Annotated in this window: 23 protein-coding genes; 13 read left to right on the forward strand and 10 right to left on the reverse strand. The window is 44.1% G+C overall.

Annotation, left to right across the window (positions count from 1 at the left end; genetic code table 11):
• Positions 1 to 172 precede the first annotated feature (172 nt).
• The 10 genes from PUQ00_RS10715 to PUQ00_RS10760 all read right to left on the reverse strand — a co-directional run bounded on the left by PUQ00_RS10715 (position 173) and on the right by PUQ00_RS10760 (position 10948).
• Positions 173 to 439: a hypothetical protein gene (locus tag PUQ00_RS10715; RefSeq protein WP_300415946.1), complete on the reverse strand. Its 267-nt coding sequence runs from the start codon at positions 437 to 439 to the stop codon at positions 173 to 175.
• A 62-nt stretch (positions 440 to 501) separates the two neighbouring features.
• A complete protein-coding gene (gene kdpA, locus PUQ00_RS10720) occupies positions 502 to 2202 on the reverse strand; it encodes a potassium-transporting ATPase subunit KdpA (RefSeq protein ID WP_300416024.1) in 1701 nt (566 codons plus the stop codon).
• 59 nt (positions 2203 to 2261) lie between these two features.
• Positions 2262 to 2660, reverse strand: a complete 399-nt coding sequence (locus tag PUQ00_RS10725; RefSeq protein WP_300415948.1) for a hypothetical protein — start codon at positions 2658 to 2660, stop codon at positions 2262 to 2264.
• A 104-nt stretch (positions 2661 to 2764) separates the two neighbouring features.
• Positions 2765 to 3130, reverse strand: coding sequence for a TrkA C-terminal domain-containing protein (locus tag PUQ00_RS10730; RefSeq protein ID WP_300415949.1), 366 nt, complete (start codon positions 3128 to 3130; stop codon positions 2765 to 2767).
• Between the two features lie 505 nt (positions 3131 to 3635).
• A complete protein-coding gene (kdpC, locus tag PUQ00_RS10735; RefSeq protein ID WP_300415951.1) occupies positions 3636 to 4274 on the reverse strand; it encodes a K(+)-transporting ATPase subunit C in 639 nt (212 codons plus the stop codon).
• A gap of 91 nt (positions 4275 to 4365) precedes the next feature.
• Positions 4366 to 4635 (reverse strand): potassium-transporting ATPase subunit F, encoded by a 270-nt coding sequence (locus PUQ00_RS10740; RefSeq protein ID WP_300415953.1) that lies wholly within the window; start codon positions 4633 to 4635, stop codon positions 4366 to 4368.
• Positions 4636 to 4641: 6 nt separating this feature from the next.
• On the reverse strand, positions 4642 to 6783 hold the full coding sequence (kdpB, locus tag PUQ00_RS10745) for a potassium-transporting ATPase subunit KdpB (protein WP_300415955.1): 2142 nt from the start codon (positions 6781 to 6783) through the stop codon (positions 4642 to 4644).
• A complete protein-coding gene (locus PUQ00_RS10750) occupies positions 6767 to 7099 on the reverse strand; it encodes a hypothetical protein (RefSeq protein ID WP_300415957.1) in 333 nt (110 codons plus the stop codon). The genes kdpB and PUQ00_RS10750 overlap by 17 nt, the downstream gene beginning before the upstream one ends.
• An 18-nt stretch (positions 7100 to 7117) precedes the next feature.
• A complete protein-coding gene (gene kdpA / locus PUQ00_RS10755) occupies positions 7118 to 8863 on the reverse strand; it encodes a potassium-transporting ATPase subunit KdpA (RefSeq protein ID WP_300415959.1) in 1746 nt (581 codons plus the stop codon).
• 849 nt (positions 8864 to 9712) lie between these two features.
• Positions 9713 to 10948 carry an FIST N-terminal domain-containing protein gene (locus tag PUQ00_RS10760; RefSeq protein WP_300415960.1) on the reverse strand — a complete coding sequence of 412 codons (1236 nt, stop codon included), beginning with the start codon at positions 10946 to 10948 and terminating at the stop codon, positions 9713 to 9715.
• A gap of 377 nt (positions 10949 to 11325) precedes the next feature.
• Here PUQ00_RS10760 and PUQ00_RS10765 point away from each other — a divergent pair, with 377 nt between their 5' ends.
• The 13 genes from PUQ00_RS10765 (at position 11326) to guaA (ending at position 18773) form a co-directional block, all read left to right on the forward strand.
• Positions 11326 to 11571: a Calvin cycle protein CP12 gene (locus PUQ00_RS10765; RefSeq protein ID WP_300415961.1), complete on the forward strand. Its 246-nt coding sequence runs from the start codon at positions 11326 to 11328 to the stop codon at positions 11569 to 11571.
• An 871-nt stretch (positions 11572 to 12442) separates the two neighbouring features.
• Complete coding sequence (locus PUQ00_RS10770) at positions 12443 to 13039, forward strand: DUF3177 family protein (RefSeq protein ID WP_300415962.1); 597 nt, start codon at positions 12443 to 12445, stop codon at positions 13037 to 13039.
• Positions 13040 to 13072: 33 nt separating this feature from the next.
• The gene (locus tag PUQ00_RS10775; RefSeq protein ID WP_300415963.1) at positions 13073 to 13369 is read left to right on the forward strand and encodes a hypothetical protein; all 297 of its coding nucleotides are present in this window, start codon (positions 13073 to 13075) and stop codon (positions 13367 to 13369) included.
• 31 nt (positions 13370 to 13400) lie between these two features.
• Complete coding sequence (locus tag PUQ00_RS10780) at positions 13401 to 13589, forward strand: hypothetical protein (RefSeq protein WP_300415964.1); 189 nt, start codon at positions 13401 to 13403, stop codon at positions 13587 to 13589.
• Positions 13576 to 13827 carry a hypothetical protein gene (locus tag PUQ00_RS10785; RefSeq protein ID WP_300415965.1) on the forward strand — a complete coding sequence of 84 codons (252 nt, stop codon included), beginning with the start codon at positions 13576 to 13578 and terminating at the stop codon, positions 13825 to 13827. Before PUQ00_RS10780 ends, PUQ00_RS10785 begins: the two co-directional genes overlap by 14 nt.
• A 35-nt stretch (positions 13828 to 13862) precedes the next feature.
• Positions 13863 to 14087, forward strand: a complete 225-nt coding sequence (locus tag PUQ00_RS10790; RefSeq protein ID WP_300415966.1) for a DUF433 domain-containing protein — start codon at positions 13863 to 13865, stop codon at positions 14085 to 14087.
• Complete coding sequence (locus PUQ00_RS10795; protein ID WP_300415967.1) at positions 14084 to 14416, forward strand: DUF5615 family PIN-like protein; 333 nt, start codon at positions 14084 to 14086, stop codon at positions 14414 to 14416. The genes PUQ00_RS10790 and PUQ00_RS10795 overlap by 4 nt, the downstream gene beginning before the upstream one ends.
• A gap of 141 nt (positions 14417 to 14557) precedes the next feature.
• Positions 14558 to 14857: a DUF705 domain-containing protein gene (locus PUQ00_RS10800; protein ID WP_300415968.1), complete on the forward strand. Its 300-nt coding sequence runs from the start codon at positions 14558 to 14560 to the stop codon at positions 14855 to 14857.
• 102 nt (positions 14858 to 14959) lie between these two features.
• Complete coding sequence (locus tag PUQ00_RS10805) at positions 14960 to 15232, forward strand: hypothetical protein (RefSeq protein ID WP_300415969.1); 273 nt, start codon at positions 14960 to 14962, stop codon at positions 15230 to 15232.
• 48 nt (positions 15233 to 15280) lie between these two features.
• Positions 15281 to 15559, forward strand: a complete 279-nt coding sequence (locus tag PUQ00_RS10810) for a BrnT family toxin (RefSeq protein WP_300416026.1) — start codon at positions 15281 to 15283, stop codon at positions 15557 to 15559.
• Positions 15540 to 15782, forward strand: coding sequence for a hypothetical protein (locus PUQ00_RS10815; protein WP_300415970.1), 243 nt, complete (start codon positions 15540 to 15542; stop codon positions 15780 to 15782). Before PUQ00_RS10810 ends, PUQ00_RS10815 begins: the two co-directional genes overlap by 20 nt.
• A gap of 27 nt (positions 15783 to 15809) precedes the next feature.
• Positions 15810 to 16922: a cobalt-precorrin-5B (C(1))-methyltransferase CbiD gene (cbiD, locus tag PUQ00_RS10820; protein WP_300415971.1), complete on the forward strand. Its 1113-nt coding sequence runs from the start codon at positions 15810 to 15812 to the stop codon at positions 16920 to 16922.
• 228 nt (positions 16923 to 17150) lie between these two features.
• The gene (guaA, locus tag PUQ00_RS10825) at positions 17151 to 18773 is read left to right on the forward strand and encodes a glutamine-hydrolyzing GMP synthase (protein WP_300415972.1); all 1623 of its coding nucleotides are present in this window, start codon (positions 17151 to 17153) and stop codon (positions 18771 to 18773) included.
• Positions 18774 to 18790 lie beyond the last annotated feature (17 nt).

The following is an 18790-nucleotide window of genomic DNA, read 5'->3' on the forward strand; positions in this document are numbered from 1 at the left end:
GTTCGCTTTTAGCGTCTCGTAGAGAGCGTCTTGATTCTGACGAATGTATTCTGACTTCTGAATTCTTCTTCAACAAATGAAGTTTCAACACTTCAAATTCTGTTTAAATGTTCTCACACTACCAATTATTGCATCGCTATTGTTGCACTTACATGAGGATTATTCAACGAAATTAAACCGATAGATCGCTACCAATTCCCAGCTTATTTTTACTACGTTCCAACTGTTTCCAGAGTGCTTCAATTTGACTAAAAGTTTCTTCAGGAGATAGTTTGCCACCAGTTTCTAAGTTAGTGATGTAGCTAATTCTTTGAGCAAATTCTTGGAGGTTGGCATTAAATACTAAATTCTTTGGCTGAACTTGACCGTAGTAGCGATCGCGAGGGTAGAGAAAGCTATTTCTATCTTCATAATTGGACTTTGCTATTGATTTACTCATGATGAAAAAGCTGATTTTTTTAGTTAAATACAAACTCAAGTCTAGAAGTGAGGAATTAAAGCTTATCTTCCTATAGCAATTTGGAAGGCTTCAGCAATAGGCCCCAGAACCAAAACAGGAAAAAATGTCAATGCTCCCAGAATTAAAATGATGGCGGCAGTGATGTTGGTAAATAGTTGGGTATCTGTATTTAGGGTTGCGTTTGAGTTGGGTATGGGTTGCTTGCACGACAGGCTATCTGCTAGCAGCAACAAAGCAATGATCGGAATAAACCGTCCCATCCAGAGGGTAGATGCTGTTGTCAGGTTCCACCACAAAGCAGTCGGGGCGGGTTGGGTGTCTGCCAAGCCTTCAAAACCGGAACCGTTACCCGCCGCCGCCGATGCATACTCATAAATCACCTGCGTAAAACCGTGAAAGCCAGGATTACTCATGCCTGCAAGTTGGTTAGGAAAGGCTAGGGTAATAGCACTGGGCAGCAAAATCAATAGCGGGTGGATCAAAATAATTACACTTGCGAGGAGAATTTCCCGTTTCTCGATTTTTCGTCCCAAAAACTCTGGCGTTCGTCCCACGATTAAGCCAGTCAGGAAAACTGTCAAAAACATATACACCACCAAAGAAGCGGCTCCAGTGCCCATCGCTCCCCAAATCACTTGCAAAAACAGGTTGACCAAAGCACAAAATCCACCGGATGGCATCAGCGAGTCGAACATACCGTTAGCAGAACCAGTCATAGTTGCTGTTGTGGTGATCGCGAATAATGCAGTTTCCGCCCAGCCCAACCGGACTTCTTTACCCTCCAAATTGGGCTGCTGACTACCTAACAGGGCATTGACGGCGGGATTGCCCTGATACTCCCCAACGGCAGTCACGCCAATTAAGACTACAAAAATGGTGAATACCATCCAGAAGAGTAGGCGAGTCTGTTTTAAGTTACCGATGAAGATACCATAAGTATGAAGTAATGCCGTGGGAATCAGCAACATTGACATCACTTGCAGCAAATTTGTACCGCCATTGGGATTTTCAAAAGGATGAGCAGAGTTGCCACCAAAGAAAGCTCCCCCGTTCTCACCCAGCAATTTGATGCTTTCAAAGTGGGCAATGGGCCCACGAGCGATCGCCTGAGTTGCTCCCTCTAAGGTGGTAATATTAACAGGCCCGGCTAGGGTTTCGGGTACACCACCCAACATCAACAACATCGTACTGACAATAGCCACGGGTAGTAGTACTCGCGTCATCGAGCGAGTCAAATCTACATAAAAGTTGCCCAAAGGTCTACCTGTTAAGCCGCGAATGAAGGCAATTCCCACCGCTAATCCGCTAGCAGGCGCAACAAACATTAAGAAGCCCAAGGCTGTTATCTGGCTCAGGTAGGACATTGTGGTTTCTGGCAGATAGTGTTGCAAATCGGCAGCAACTAAGAAAGAAATGGTGGTGTGTAATGCTGTGTCCCAAGTGGGTGTGCCTAAATCGGTGGGGTTCAACGGTAGTAAGCTCTGAAACATCAGCAGTAGAAACGCTAAAACTGCCATTGCTGTATTGCTGAGTAGGACGGCGATCGCATATTTTCTTCCACTCATACTCTGTTGCGGTTCAATACCAATCAGGAGATAAATTAAGCGCTCCAATGGGTTCATCACTGGATCGAGCCAGGTTTTGTGCATGAAAAAGACTTCAGCTAGGTAGTGTCCTATGATTGGCACTAAGATTACAACCAAGAAGAGGGTGAGGAAGATTTGCACAAAGCCTTCGAGCATAATTGGGATTGGCATAAAGCGATCGCCGAGAAACTCACCTAATTATAGGTAGAAGAACTCTATTTAGGCATGTAGTCACAGCAATTGAGTGCTTGTTGAGTTAGAGCAATGGCAGGGTGTACTGCACACTTTAGATAATGGTTGTTGTTAAAAAATTGGCAGTTTTTACAGGGATGTTGCTCTAAAGGTTTGATGCTGACTATTTCGTCTTTATCTTGTGCCGCATTTTCTGGGGGATCTTCTACGGCTTTGCAGACAAATGAAACAATAAAAATGACACTTGTCCAAACAATCATGAAGGAAATATGAGCCAAAAATACTGCTACAAACGGAATGTCTCCCTGATGTGGTTTTGGATCATTATGTGTTGCCTTAACTAGGTTAGCTTCAATCAGGGTGGATTGATGAACACTTTTTTGGGCGGATACATCAAGTCGGAAAAGCTCCGAAATATGCATATTAAAAACCTTTAATTAGTCGAACTCTGATTCAGTCAAGGTCATCTCCAATTAAATTTCTTGAGAAGATAGCATAATCAGAGAATAAGTAAATGTTCATCTGTCTAATAATATGTGGAATTGAAACTAGTTATTACCTCTGAATCATCTGAATCAACAGATTGACTGGCTGTTGGTCGAGCTTCGAGTAAGCAATAGTTGAGGGAGTAGTAAACAGAGTGAATTTTCTTAAGAGTGACTTTGAGAGCGGGAACCATCATCGGATGGGTTGCGATCGCTAAGATGTAGTCTCCAGAAAAAATTGGCGGATTATCTGTTGCTGGAATGACTTGACTTTCTCGTAATATTCCTAAAAAAACACATTGATCGGGTAACTGGATTTCAGTTAAATGAATACCACAGTAAACGCTATTAGCTTGGATTAAAACACCAAACAGGCTTGGTTCTAAAGCTTTTTTATTTTTTAACACAAAACCTTTTGTAACTCTAATAGTATTGTGCAATATTTTACAGATAAAATATCTTTTTTCAGGTATATTTTCCGGGTATATAAAATGTATTAAAGAAATAAAATATATGTTTATTTATTAGCTTTTAAGGCATATATTTAGAGATATAGATTTGATATATAGTAATCCGCTTTGATTATTGAACTGACTTGCGTAGGCTGGGAGTAGGGAATAGGGAGTGGGGAGTAGGGAATAAGCCTTTTCGATTAGTACTTAATTTGTTCAAAAATCAAATAGGAGTCCTATATAGCGGTTCCCATTCAGATGCGCTACAACATTACATCACAAAGTGTAGGGGCACGGCAGTGCCGTGCCCCTACGGGTGTACCTCACGTAAACAGGGAAATCGAAATCCTTAGTCATTATTACCAATGACTAAGGACAAATGACTAATGACTAAATCGGCGGGTAGCTATCCCGAACACCCCTGAAAGAGGTGGGTTTTCCGCCGATTTTCTTTGAATTGTTAAGCCTTAATCTGATCCAGAGCTAAATTCAGCTTCAACACATTAACTCCAGGCTCGCCAAAGATACCGAGAAAGCGACCATCGGTATTTTGAGCAATCAAAGTTTCCAGTTGGCTGGGCTGAAATCCTCGCGCCTTTGCCACTCGTGCAATTTGCGCGATCGCAGCTTCAGGGGTAATGTGGGGGTCAAGGCTAGAACCAGAGGTGTAGACTAGATCGCCAGTCGGCTGCACACCGGCTGTTTTCAGACGATTCAAGTCACCGACAATTTTTTTGCTGGGGTCGGGGTCATCTTTACCTTTGATGCGTTCCAGTAATGCGGGATTACTGGGAGCCAAATTACTAGCGCCAGAAACCCCAGTTTTCAAAACTCCTCCATCGTCCTTTTTGGGATCGGCTGTGCTGTAGCTGGTAGTACTGGGACGACTGTTAAAATAGCGATCGCTAGTAAAAGGTTGACCAATTAAGGCAGAACCGACAACTTGACCGGCGCTATTTTTCAGTAGACTACCGTTTGCTTGAAACGGAAACACAATCTGCCCTATGGCAATCATCGCCAAAGGATAAATAATTGCGCCGATTACCCAAAGTACCAAGGTAGAACGAACAGCTCTGCCAGCTTCGCGTGCAAAACTCATTAGACATCTCCATAAATTAAATATGCGTTATCTAGAACCCTTGTAGAAACGCGAAATTTCGCATCTCTACATTCTTTTTCGGAGATGTCTATTAGAATTTCTCCGGTACAAACATTACAAAAAATAAATAGATGGAAAGCCCTAGTGTCACCATTCCTAACAGTCCTAATCCCCAAGATTGACTGCGGGAAAGTTGTTCACCAGTAGCTCCATAAACCACAGGTGCAACCACTAGGTTAAAACACATCGCCAAGAACAAATACAGTGGCAGCTTTTGCCTACGCCATTGACACCAGATTTCAATTATTTCTTCTAATACTTGGGATGCAGAGATAGTGCGTCGGATCGGAACGGCTTTCATAGTGAATTAAGACAAAGGTAAGATAATATCTATCAGTTTGATGGCAATGAAGGGAGCAATGATCCCACCAAGGCCATAAATCAAGATGTTGCGACGTAGGAGTTGATCTGCGGTTAAAGGCAAGAACTTTACCCCTTTAAGTGCTAGCGGAATTAATGCCGGAATAATCAAGGCATTATAAATCAGCGCCGAGACGATCGCAGATTCGGCACTCTTTAATCTCATAATATTAAGTGCGCCGATGCCAGCAGCTGCAAAGATAGTGGGAATGATCGCAAAATACTTGGCAATATCGTTAGCGATCGAGAATGTTGTCAATGCGCCACGGGTAATCAGCAACTGTTTACCTATGGTTACTAGGTCAATTAGCTTAGTGGGGTCAGAGTCTAAGTCCACCATATTAGCAGCTTCTTTGGCAGCTTGCGTCCCAGAATTCATCGCCACACCCACGTTTGCCTGAGCCAGGGCAGGGGCATCGTTGGTACCATCTCCGGTCATTGCCACTAATTTACCCTGAGATTGTTCGGAGCGAATCACTTCAATTTTGTCTTCTGGAGTCGCTTCAGCAATGAAATCATCAACCCCAGCCTCTTCGGCAATTACCGAAGCGGTAATTCGGTTGTCACCTGTGAGCATGACGGTGCGAACACCCATACGGCGGAGTTGGTCAAATCGTTCCCGCAGACCAGGTTTGACAATATCTTTGAGGTAGATGACACCATAAATCTTGTCATCTTGGCAGACAGCTAAGGGCGTACCGCCTAAACGGGAAACTCGCTCATAAGCTGCGTCTACATCATCAGGAACCTGACCGCCACGGGAACGGACAAATCCCTTAATGGCCTCTACCGCTCCTTTGCGAATTTGTTTGCCATCAGGTAGATTCGTGCCACTCATCCGGGTTTTTGCGGAAAACTCTACACCTTCGGCTTTGTCAATGTTAAACTTTACCGCAGCCTGAGATTTTTCTGCTAAAACTACAATTGACTTGCCTTCTGGTGTCTCGTCAAACAAGCTAGCAGCTAGGGAGACTTGCGCCACATCTTCTATTGAATGATTATCCATGGGAATAAACTCATCAGCCATCCGGTTCCCCAAGGTGATAGTACCTGTCTTATCCAGCACTAGGGTGTTGATATCGCCACAGGCTTCTACTGCTCGACCAGAGGTAGCGATGACATTAAACTGGGCAACCCTGTCCATCCCAGCGATGCCGATCGCACTGAGCAAACCACCAATAGTTGTGGGAATCAGCGCTACCAGTAGCGAGATCAGAATCGCAACGCTAGCACCCGCACGCAAACTGTTTCCCGCCTCAGCCCCAAAGGCCGTACTGATAAAGCTGGCAATGTATCCCACGAAGGGAGGCATAGTTGACACCACAATCAAGAATACCTGTGTTAACACTGCCAACAATACCGTCAAAGCAATTTCGTTGGGAGTCTTGCTGCGTTGTGCCCCTTCTACCAGGGCAATCATGCGATCGATAAAGCCTTGACCAGGATCAGCACTAATGCGAATTGTCAACTCGTCGGAGAGTAGGCGCGTACCTCCTGTTACCGAACTAGCAATATCTGTACCTGGTTGCTTAAGTACAGGGGCAGATTCCCCAGTAATCGCAGACTCATCCACTGAGCCAATGCCTTTAATTACATCCCCATCGGCGGGAATCATGTTATTTGCAATCACTTTGACCAAATCGCCCCGCCGCAGTTCTGTGGAATTGACTTGTACTACAGAACCATCGGGGAGGATTTTATTAGCGATCGTATCCGATCGCGTCGATCGCAGTGAATCAGCCTGTGCTTTACCGCGTCCTTCAGCTACAGCTTCGGCAAAGTTGGCAAAAACTAGTGTGAAAAAGAGAATGAAGGTAATCAACCCGTTTAACAGGCGTTGTTGGTTTGCATCTGCCTGGATTGTACCGAAAAAGTTTGGGTCAAGGGTAACAATGAAGGTGACAATCGTCCCCACCCAAACAACAAACATTACTGGGTTTTTAACGGTAATCCGGGGATCGAGCTTGAGAAATGACTCGCGAATTGCTCTCTGGTAAAGTCCCCGCAAATCCGCTTTGGGCGTGTGCTTGCGCGAATCACGAGTGCCAGATGGAATCCGGGGCGAACGAGAATCAGTAGTAGTTGGCATACATTAGATATTGGGCATAAGTCTTTGAGGTGGATGAACGGAGTTCCGAAGTCGATGAATGGAGTTCCGAAGTCGATGAATGGAGTTCCGAAGTCGATGAACGGAGTTCCGAAGTCGATGAATGGAGTTCCGAGGTGGATGAACGGAGTTCCGAGGTGGATGAACGGAGTTCTGAGGTGGATGAACGCAGTTCCGAAGTCGATGAATCGAGTTCCGAAGTCGATGAACGGAGTTCCGAAGTCGATGAACGGAGTTCCGAAGTCGATGAATCAGTCTCTAATTTTCCTTGTCCCCCTTGTCCCCCTTGTCCCTTCATCTCCCCACTCCCCAATCTCTACCCAATACCTTTGGCGATAAAAAAGGCTTCACCGATGGGGCCTAATGCTAATACTGGGAAGAATGTAAGTGCGCCTAGAATTAAAATCACGCCTGCGGTGACACCTGTAAACAGTCCCGTATCGGTTCGCAATGTACCAGTTGTGTAGGGAACAGCTTGCTTGCGAGACATGCTATCTGCTAACAACAGCAAACCGATGATCGGAATATAGCGTCCTGCCAGTAAACTGAAGCAGGTACTCAGATTCCACCAGAGGGCGGTTGCAGTAGTTTTAGCACCTGTAGCGATCGCAAAAGGAGAAGGTTGTGAATCCCCTAAACCTTCAAACCCAGAACCGTTGTTAGCAGCAGCTGAGGCATATTCGTAGATCACCTGAGAAAAGCCGTGAAAGCCGGGATTGCTAATCCCTGCCAGTTGGTCAGGAAAAGCTAAGGCGATTCCCCCCGGAATCAAAATGGCGATGGGGTGAACCAGCAAAATCAGGAAGCTAGCAAGCACGACCTCACGTTTTTCAATCTTGCGTCCCAAAAATTCTGGGGTGCGTCCCACCATCAGACCGGTGACGAATACCGCCAGGATGCTATAGGCAAACAAGTAAGCTGTTCCTGTACCCTGTCCACCCCACATGATTTGCAGGAACATATTAGAGAGGAAAATAAAACCACCGGCGGGCATGAAGGAGTCGTGGAAACCGTTGACGGCACCGCACATGGTTCCGGTTGTACTTACTGCAAATAATACAGATTCTGCCCAACCAAACCGGACTTCTTTACCCTCTAGATTTGGTTGCTGACTACCCAAAAGCGTATTTACTGCCGGATTGCCGTTATATTCTCCAATGGCGGTGACAATCAGAAATCCGACAAAAATTACACCGACCATGCTGTAGAGTAACCAAGCTTGTTTGGTGTTATTTGCAAACAAGCCATAGGTATAGATCAGGGACGTGGGAATCGAAAGCATTGCCACGATTTGAATTAAGTTAGTAAATCCGTTAGGATTTTCAAATGGGTGTGCCGAGTTGATCGCAAAAAAGCCGCCGCCGTTTTCTCCTAATTGCTTGATAATTTCAAAGTGGGCAACTGGGCCACGAGCGATCGCCTGACTGATATTCGGATCTTCCAAGGTAGGGAATATAACTGCACCCGCCAGTGTTTCTGGAACGCCAGCTGCCATGAAGGCGATCGCGCCCACAATACAAATAGGCAGCAAAATTCGGGTAATCGAGCGAATTAGGTCTACATAAAAGTTGCCTAACGATCTACCCGTCAATCCCCGAATAAAAGCAATTCCTACAGCCAAACCAGTCCCCGCAGAGGTGAACATGTGGTAGCCCAGCCCCAATATTTGACTACCGTAGCTTAAGTAAGTTTCACCAGAATAGTGCTGCTGGTTGGTATTGGTAATGAAGGAAATCGTGGTGTGTACTATGGTGTCCCAGGTTGGGGCGTCTATCTTGGTTGGGTTAAGCGGTAGCCATCCCTGATTTGCGATGATAAAGAAAATCAGCAACCCCATGACTGCGTTGCTATACAGGATTGCTCGCGCATACTGCCAACCCGTCATATTTTCTTGGGTTTGAACGCCTACCAAGGAATAAAGCACTCGCTCAACCGGATTCAAAATTGGGTCGAGAAAAGTACTTTGCTCTAGGTAAACACGCGCCATATAGCGCCCAAAAAGAGGAGTAACCGCTACTACAATTAGTAGCGTTAATACAATTTGAATCCATCCTTCTAGCATTGGATTAGTCGAACTCCGACATGAATAAACTTCAGATGAATATCAGATATTTTTTGGTGATGAATCAGAAAAAACTATATTGCCATTATTTTATTAACTAACCTATAGCTATATGCTTTCTCAATCAATCATGGAGCTTTTTGTTAAAGAACACAAGGTATAAATTAATATTTAAACTAGCCTATACAAGGAATATATTTGTGTATATATAGAAATCTTCAGAGTGTTTATCTTGATATATCTGCAAATATAGAAGTACAGCTAAATAGGACGGAAGCATCTCAGTGAAAGCAAATATACTAGATGACAAACAGGATTTTTGCTCCCTCTCTGAACTCACAAAGAGGGTTGGGGCTGACGAAGGGAAGGACTTAAACCCACACTATTTAAAATAAAGTGCCTTTTGTCAATCAGTTAAAATACTCAAAATATTCTTAATAAGAACCATAATTCTAGCGGGTGTGAGTGGAGGAGGTTAAGAACGTTAACCTCCTCCACTCCTTTTTAACTATGATTATCGCCCTGACTTTTCACGGTATCTGGAAAACCTCTCTTCTTTATCTCTCTCCTAAAAGGAGGAGCCACTGCGTTGGGGAGCCAGCGCGGGAACAGGGGGTTTCCCCCATGAGCGACTGGCGTCGGCTCTGCCGACTTGAAGTACGTGGCGTCAGAGACTTTGAATTTTCCCCCTTCCCTCGTAGGGAAGGGGTTAGGGGGTTAGGTTTTTCGTAGCTTTTGCACATAACGTGAAAAGTCAGCATTATCGCCAAAGACTTTGACAACTGAAATAGGGTATGAAAAAGCAGGTGATCGCACAGAACAACTTTCTCCAAAAGTGAGTTTCATAATTCATAACTGATTTTGGCGGCAAATTCCAAATGCTGAAGTGTAGGCGTGTAAGAAGGTTCTGCCACCAACAGGGCCGATTTCACCGCCACAGAAAAAGCCACCTACAGGAATATCGTTGAGGTAGCGCTGAAATAGTTCAGAATCGAAATTAGGTTTACCATACAGTCTTTCACCTCGCCCCAGACAGGCAAACATCAAGGCAGCTACGGCAGAGGGTTCAGATTCTCGTTGGTCTTGATAACTTTGGAGGAGTAATTCTAGGTCTTGGGCGGAGGCTTGGGCATCGCGTAAGTGGAATTGCAGCCTTTGACCAGGACGGACGCGATCGCCAATTGCAATCGCCCCAGCTGTTGGATCGACCCCAAGAATACCACGAATTAAAAAGTCTCCTTGCTGCAAAGCCAGCTTAAATTCATCCATTGCCACACCAACAAACAGAGAATGCTGTGCTAAAGTCCGTTCTTGTTCGCTGAGACTGGCAATCAAATCTCGCAACACCATCAGAGGTACTTTCTCATCTAATTCCACAATAATATTGCGATCGGCTTTTGTGACTTGCAATGGTTTGCCAATCGGTCGGCATCCTTGGGCGACAATCGTTTCCAAAACAATATTGCCAGTCAAAGCTATACCAACAGTGCCCTCACGATACAGGCTTTGGCATTCCTCACCCAAGGCATCTTTACAAAATAGGGCAACACGACCACCCATACCCCCACCACTAGCCTGTCCCCCCACGATCACCGATCCTGGATAAGCAAAATCCAGCCCCTGCAACAAATCGTTGATTCCAGAAGCGAAAGAACTAGATAGCAAGATAAACTGGGGTGTCGGTGATGATGGCACACCAAGCAAATCTAGCCAAGCATCCGGCGAACTGTCTAAGTCAGGTAATTCTTCAGCAACAATATGAAAGACTTGAACCTTTACTCCTGGAAGATGTGCCAAAGTCAAGCTAATAGCTGGTTCCGCTTCCAGTTCTTGGGTTTCTCCGCTAATTGTCGTGCCAATCACACCTCCACCACTACAGCCAATTAGCACTGGCACAGAAAGTTTTTCAGCTAACAAGGGTAACAGTCGGGAATACTCACTCGTAAAAGCAGACGAAATGAATACCAGTCCTAGATCCGCAGGTGCTGTTAACGATGACACAGCTCGTTCCACCACATCTGTAACAGCGGCTTCTAAAGAATGACGGGTTGATAGGGCGTTTGCCCACTGCATTTGGTCTGCCATGAGTTTTGAGCTTCTTTCTCTTTTTAGGCTAATAGGTTTTGATTTTTTCTTTTGGGAAGAATTGCATCTTACAAGAATTGACACCAGCCTTTCGTCTCCTCCATCTCAAGAAGCTGGGGTTATCATTCCCTAATATATATAGGCATCTAAATATATTGTATGATTATTTATCTATGCTACTAATTCCACAAAATCTTAAAAAATAAAGGTAAATGCATTGTAGATGCGCTAGTTTGCTGTATTGGTTATAAATCAATAGACTAAAAGGCTAACTTATGATCAGCTAAATGGTTAGAATGGTTAGTAATCTAGCCAAAAACTGCCATTTCTGAACTTTTTCTATACTAGTATTAACAACACACAACGAGACTAAAGCGATGACTAACATCCAAGAAACAGCAAAGAGCGACATCCAAGAAAAAATCCAAGAAGAAGTCGAACAAGCCCGTACTGTCTGTGATGTAAGCGGTAGCAGCTCACCAGAGTGTGCTGCGGCTTGGGATGCAGTAGAAGAATTGCAAGCCGAAGCTTCCCACAAGCGCCAAAGTAAGCCAAAAAACTCTCTAGAACAGTATTGTGATGACAACCCAGATGCAATTGAATGCCGGGTTTACGACGACTAGGAATTGAGGTAAGTGAATTTTCTGTTGTTTGGTCAGTAAACAACCAGGATTGACCAAAGAAGACGCCGAAAGTGGGGGACGCAGCAAGTCGCTAATGTCCTCCGCTTGCAAGCGTTTTGTTTAAAGCGCCCGACTTTAGTCGTGGAGACAAGAAATAAATTCGTTATTTTAATCAAGAGGGTTTTCCCAAAGTAGAGACGCTGTACTTTCAGGAATAAGTTTTTATGTGTCATGGTGTCTCCGTGTCTTCTCATTCTCAGATGTCGCACTTTTACACCACTCCTGCCTAAAATATTACTCAGCCTGTTTTATCATTTTCTGCAACGGGTGGGGAAAATTGGTGAAATATCTGGAGTTAGGAATGTCTAGGGGTTAAACTTTGAGGGTTTGTTGATCTTAAAAAGAAACCTTCACACCCAAAAAAACCAGGCTGATAAAACTTTACCTTATATAGCGGTTCCCATTCAGATGCGGTACAACATTACATCACGAGGTGTAGGGGCTGTTCTGTGCCCATGCGTGTCAACTTAAGGTGAAAACCAGCCTATAACCAGCTTTTAGCAGATTATCTCATTATCTCGTTAAGAGTCTCCAATTGGGAATGCCCCTCATTGAGACTCCGCCTTTGTAACTTGCGATAGAGCCACCAGGAACAGAAGAATTCATGCTGAATTCAGAAGCAAAGCAAGGAAAGCTCCACCAAAGCGTCAGAATTCAGCATGAATTGGAGTCCGACTGACTCCTGAATAAAAGGGTTTAATACCCCTGCCTTATTAAGCGGTCTACAATCAGGTAGTGGTATAAAACCCCATTTGATTTATTCTGACTACTCACTTGTGAATTCTTTTTTATCTATTGTTTGAGAAAAACTATGGACTATAATATTTGGTTTCGCCCTTTCGTTTGGATTGATTACCGACTGGCAGTATTATTCCTGGTAATTATTCCGCTAATCCTTCTGATTTGGGCATTTGTGCAAAAAGCAGAAAGCATACAACGCTTATTGACTATATACTGGCGAATATCAAGCCTGGTGGCAATCACGATTTACTTAATGATTGCCCAGTATCCAGTTAGCTTTATCTCTGGGTTGATGGCTCGGATTTTAATCCCGATTTCGCTGTGGTTCTGGGTGGATATCAACGATGAAATTGAGTATCAAACCAGTGGCTCTTTGAAATTTATTTTTACCTCTTGGCGCTGGGCTACGACTGTTTATTGTATTTTGGGTACACTAGCTTTTATCCCTTTTTTGGGTTGTGCTTTTTCTGGTAATGTGCTTAAGACTCCCTCTTGTCAAGTCTGGTTCGAGGCTCCGTTGCTATTCAAAGAATATTTCCATGCTAATAGCAAGGCTGAGTTCTTAGGTTTTCTTGGCATAACTAGCTTAGTCATTTATGTACTTTACTTAAGCTATTTTGTTCTGATTAAGCTGGGCAAGCAGGGACGTTCAGCCACACCACAGTAACCGTCGCTGCACCGTACCCCTACTCTAAAAAAAATGAATTCCATTGGCAAGCGACTGGAACAATACACCGCTAAACGCACCAAAGAAGTCCTAATTGTAACGGTGGAAATTGCTGATGAGCAAGATACAATCGCTGTTTTCAAAGGCTTTTCTAGTTCTTTGATGCGTCCAACGGCATTTGATGCAGATGTACCGGTTCTACCAGATGGGGCAAACATCCTCTACATTGACCGAGTAGCCAGTCCTTACAATCCTGAAGCACCCCGTTATATTCAACAAGGAATTTCTTGGTCAGCTATGGAAGCTCTATTATTAGAAGTAGGTGTTTGACTAATTCCTAATTTTGGTGTAATTAACTAAAATGCCTACTGCTGCTCAAGTAGCAAGTTTGTATCGTATTAGCTATCAACTGACGTATATCATGCTTCAGCCCATATACCTCATTTGCGTTGATAATCGGACTCGTAATGTATACATCCTTGCTGGGTTTGACGAAGAGATTGAATTCCAAATTTTACCCAACGGAGAGTTGTCTGATGAGCCGAATTAATTACGATTCAATGTCTGATGTTGAATTGAAACAGTACTTTCTCAAGCATCGCGGGGATCAAGCTGCTTTTCAAGCATACTTAGACAGGATTAATCAGCGTCCGCGTAGGATTGTTGCCAGTCCCGACGATCCCGATTTTGATGAGAAGGTTCAAGCAGCGATTCGCCAAAAGCTAGAGGCAGCTAGAAGCATTAATCAGCAAGCTAACACTGCGTTGGAGCCGACCGACCAAGAGTGATATGTCAGAGCCAAAGAAAGGTTATATACTTTTTTATGAATTACCACGACATTATTACGATTGAACCTGGAAAACGCAGTGGTAAACCCTGTATCCGGCGAATGCGAATCACTGTTTATGATATTTTGGAGTATCTTGCTGGTGGAATGACTGAAGCAGAAATCTTAGAGGATTTTTCTGAATTAACTTCCGAAGACATCAAAGCCTGTTTAGCTTTTGCTGCCGATCGTGAGAAGAAGTTATTTGTAGTATCCCTGTGAAACTGCTTCTAAACGAAAATTTGTCTGATCGGATTATTTCACAGATTGTAGATTTGTATCCTGATTCAGTACTCGTTAAAACTTTAGGATTAATCAACACCGATGATGTGGTTATCTGGGAGTACGCTAAAGTAAACGATTTTGTAATTGCTTCCAAAGATTCTGATTTTCATCAGCGCAGTCTTCTCTATGGTCATCCACCAAAATTTATCTATCTCCGTATTGGCAACAGCCCAACTTCTAAAATTGTCCAAATCTTGCGTGATAAATTTGGTATAATCAGCCAGTTTGGAGATAGCGAATTGGAAAGTATTTTGGTGTTAGGGTAGGTTGAAAATACGGCAGAACAATGCGATCGCACCGGGAGCATTATTATTCTGGATATCATGCCGAGTTGGGCAGTTACAGTTATTCTTCGGTTGGGCGATTAAACTTAAGTAGAATCAAGCGTTAGCACGGAAAACTCAACTGTGGTCATTTTTATTGATGTCGATGACACTCTTGTTCGCTCGGTTGGAACGAAACGAATTCCAATACCCAGTGTCATTAAAGTAGTTCGACAGTTAAAGACGCAAGGAGCAGTACTGTACTGCTGGAGCAGTGGAGGCAGTGATTATGTTCGTGCTTCAGCAAAGGAGTTTGGACTAGAGGATTGCTTCGCTGGTTATCTCCCAAAGCCAGAAGCAATGATTGATGATCAACTATTTCCGGCTTGGCGAAGCTTACGCCATGTGTATCCATTGCAGGCTAACAGTTTGCTCAGTGAGTAAAACTGTGGACAACTATGATAGAGCGAAGTGATCGCCCAGTTTGATAAGATGGTTGGCAGCCTAAAATAGAAAAATTAGAGGCGTGAACACGAGGCTATTTCTATGACAGTTAGCCAACCCCGCTACGGCAAAGAAGAATTCGCTCGACGTGGCGATGAGATTTATGAATCTCAGGTGCGCTCACAGGTTGAAGCAGATAATCATGGTAAGATTGTGGCGATCGACATCGAAACTGAAGCTTTTGAAGTCGATGCTAATGAAATTGCTGCCTGCGATCGCCTCGAAGCCCGTTACCCAGACGCTCAAATCTGGATTGTCCGCATTGGTTCTCGCCATGTTCGTCAATTCGGTGGACGCACGAAAAGACCCGTATGATCACCGGAATCGTCAACGCGGATTTTGAACCTCAGATATGATTTAGACATGGAGTTTGAGTGGGATGAGTCAAAAGCAACAGCTAATCTAACAAAGCATGGTGTCAGCTTTGAAGAAGCCAAGACCGTCTTTGATAATGTAGTGGCAGTTATTTTTGATGATGAAGCTCACTCAGTGGGTGAAAAGCGGGAGATTATTATTGGACACTCCCGAAACAATCGCTTGCTATTAATTTCTTTCACCGAACGTTCTAATGTCATTCACATTATCAGTGCCCGTTTAGCCACTCGAAGGGAGCGTGAAGATTATGAACAAAACGCCTTTTGAGGAGTCATACAATTCAGATGACGAGCTTCTAGCTGAGTACCACTTTGATTATAAAAAGGCGAAGCCCAACCGTTTCGCTGCGAAAAGTAGAAAGCAACTGCTAAAAGTTGTGGTTCTAGATGAAGATGTAGCTCAAGTTTTTACAACACCAGAATCGGTCAATAAAGTGCTAAGGGCACTAATTGAGTCAATGCCACAAGTCACAGACGGCGACACAGCCTAACATTATTTTGACTTTTAAATTTACAAAATGTCCCGTTCTGGATACACACTTCCCGTCTTTGCGTGCGCTGCTGCTGTTGCTGCTTTACATTGGTTACACGATCGCAAACCCCTAAAATTTGCGTCTGTAGATTTAATTGAACCCAGCCAAATAGTAGAAATCTCAATTGAACAGGTAGCAGGATTATCTGAGAATACAGCTTTAGCAATCACCCGCAGCGATCCTGGTGATAATCTCGATTTGACTAAAGATACACCGATTTGGGCATTGGTGGAATGGAGGGAAGAGGGGGAGACTGTAATTATTAAAGGAGGGGAAGGGATTGGTAGGCAAATGAATGCTGACGACAAACCTGCTATTTATGCATACGCTCAAAGGCTGTTGCAAGAGAATTTGCAACGGATGCTAGCACCGGGAGAAAAAATCACGGTGACGATTATTCTACCCCAAGGGCGATCGCTTGCTGTTCGCACTTCAAATTCTGCTTTTGGTGTGGTTGAAGGACTTTCCCTTTTAGGCACAACCGGCATTTCTCAACCCTTAAGTACACCAGATCAGCTTGCAGTTTTTCGGGCCCAATTACAAAATAAAGCCAGTCGTTTTGAGAGTTTAGTATTCTGTATCGGCGAGAATGGCCTAGATTTGGCGCGTAAACTAGGGATTAATCCTGAGCAATTGGTAAAAACTGCTAACTGGCTCGGCCCAATGTTAGTAGAAGCTGATGTGCTGGGTGTGAAAGAAATCTTATTATTTGGCTATCACGGTAAGTTGATGAAACTGGCTGGAGGGATTTTTCACACCCATCACTACTTGGCTGATGGACGCCGGGAAATTTTGGCAGCGCACTGTGCGATCGCAGGTTTAAAATCACCAGATATCCAAGCTGTGTTTAATAGTGCCACCGCCGAAGCCGCACTAAAATACCTAAAATCCCTAGATGCTGCAACTGGTAGTAATTGGGTAAATCAAGTTTACAGTGCGATCGCCGAAACTATCGATGTTCGTTCTCAAGAATACATCCAAAGCCATAGCGAAAGCGGCACAGGAGTGACAGTCTGTGGTTCTATTCTCTTTGATCGCGATCGCAAAATTATCGTGAAGAGTAAAACTGCTGGTCTGTTAACCGGAAAATTATGTTAATTTATTATGAATAATCGTAAACAATCCAAATAAATAATCTCTTAAGTAACCACTTTCGGGTAAATTTATCGTTCTAATACCATCTCCGACTCCGGGACTAGACAGATGCACATAAAATTGCGTTTGTAAAGGCTCTCTATACCATTATCAGCCTGCCCCGGCTGAATAATAGCATCACCATAGACCACAAAGCATCTATTTATCCTTAACAGATATAACTCTCCCGTCATGAATACAGCGGTGACTCTACCAACAGAACTAGCGCCCCAAATATTGGAAAATTTTGGGCGGCTTGATCGTCAATTGATTGTAATTTTGGACTTTGGCTCTCAATATTCTGAGCTGATTGCCCGTCGCATCCGCGAGACTCAAGTATACTCAGAAGTTTTGTCCTATCGTACTACTTCTGAACATCTGCGCCAACTCAATCCTAAGGGAATCATCCTCTCTGGTGGGCCGAGTTCGGTTTATGGTGATCACGCTCCCCATTGTGACGCAGAAATCTGGAATTTGGGAATACCCATCTTGGGTGTTTGCTATGGGATGCAGCTGATGGTGAACCAACTCGGTGGCGAAGTGGCAAAGGCTGACCGAGGTGAATACGGCAAAGCATCATTATATATTGATGATCCCACAGATTTGCTCACTAATGTCGAAGATGGCACTACGATGTGGATGAGTCATGGAGACTCAGTTACCCAAATGCCATCAGGGTTTGAATTGCTGGCACATACAGAAAATACCCCCTGTGCTGCCATTGCTGACCACGAAAGGAAACTTTATGGCGTTCAGTTCCATCCAGAGGTGGTACATTCTATTGGCGGTATAGCATTAATCCGTAATTTTGTCTACCATATCTGCGATTGTGAACCCACTTGGACAACAGCGGCTTTTGTCGAAGATGCAATTCGGGAAATTCGCGCCAGAGTTGGTGAAAAGCGGGTGCTATTGGCGCTGTCTGGTGGAGTGGATTCTTCTACCCTGGCCTTCTTGCTGTATAAAGCGATTGGTGAACAACTGACTTGCGTGTTTATCGATCAAGGGTTTATGCGAAAGTATGAGCCAGAGCGCTTGGTAAAACTATTTCAAGAGCAGTTTCACATTCCTGTAGAGTATGTTAATGCCCGCGATCGCTTTTTAGCTAGAGTTGCCGATATCACAGATCCTGAAGAAAAACGCCGCCGCATTGGACACGAGTTTATCAGTGTATTTGAGGAAACATCCAAGCGCCTTGGTCACTTTGACTATCTGGCTCAAGGGACTCTTTATCCAGATGTGATCGAATCTGCTGATACCAACGTTGATCCCCAAACTGGTGAGCGGGTAGCGGTAAAAATTAAGAGTCATCACAATGTTGGCGGTTTGCCGAAAGACCTAAGATTTAAATTGGTGGAACCACTGCGGAAATTGTTTAAAGATGAAGTCCGCAAAGTTGGGCGTTCCATTGGTTTACCAGAAGAAATTGTCCAACGGCAACCTTTTCCTGGGCCTGGTTTGGCAATTCGTATTCTGGGGGAAGTCACATCTGAGCGGTTAAACATTTTGCGCGATGCAGATTTGATTGTACGGCAAGAAATTAATCAACGCGGTCTGTATCATGATTTCTGGCAAGCATTTGCTGTCTTGCTGCCAATTCGTACTGTTGGCGTTATGGGGGATCAACGTACTTACGCTTACCCCATTGTTTTGCGGATTGTTACCAGTGAAGATGGCATGACTGCTGATTGGGCAAGAGTGCCTTACGATGTCCTGGAAGTGATTTCCACTCGGATTGTGAATGAGGTGAAAGGGGTAAATCGGGTGGTTTATGACATCACCTCTAAGCCGCCTGGAACCATTGAATGGGAGTAATCAAGTTTTGAAAGTGA

Origin of the sequence: Nostoc sp. S13, assembly GCF_029379315.1 — a bacterium.
Lineage (GTDB): Bacteria > Cyanobacteriota > Cyanobacteriia > Cyanobacteriales > Nostocaceae > Nostoc.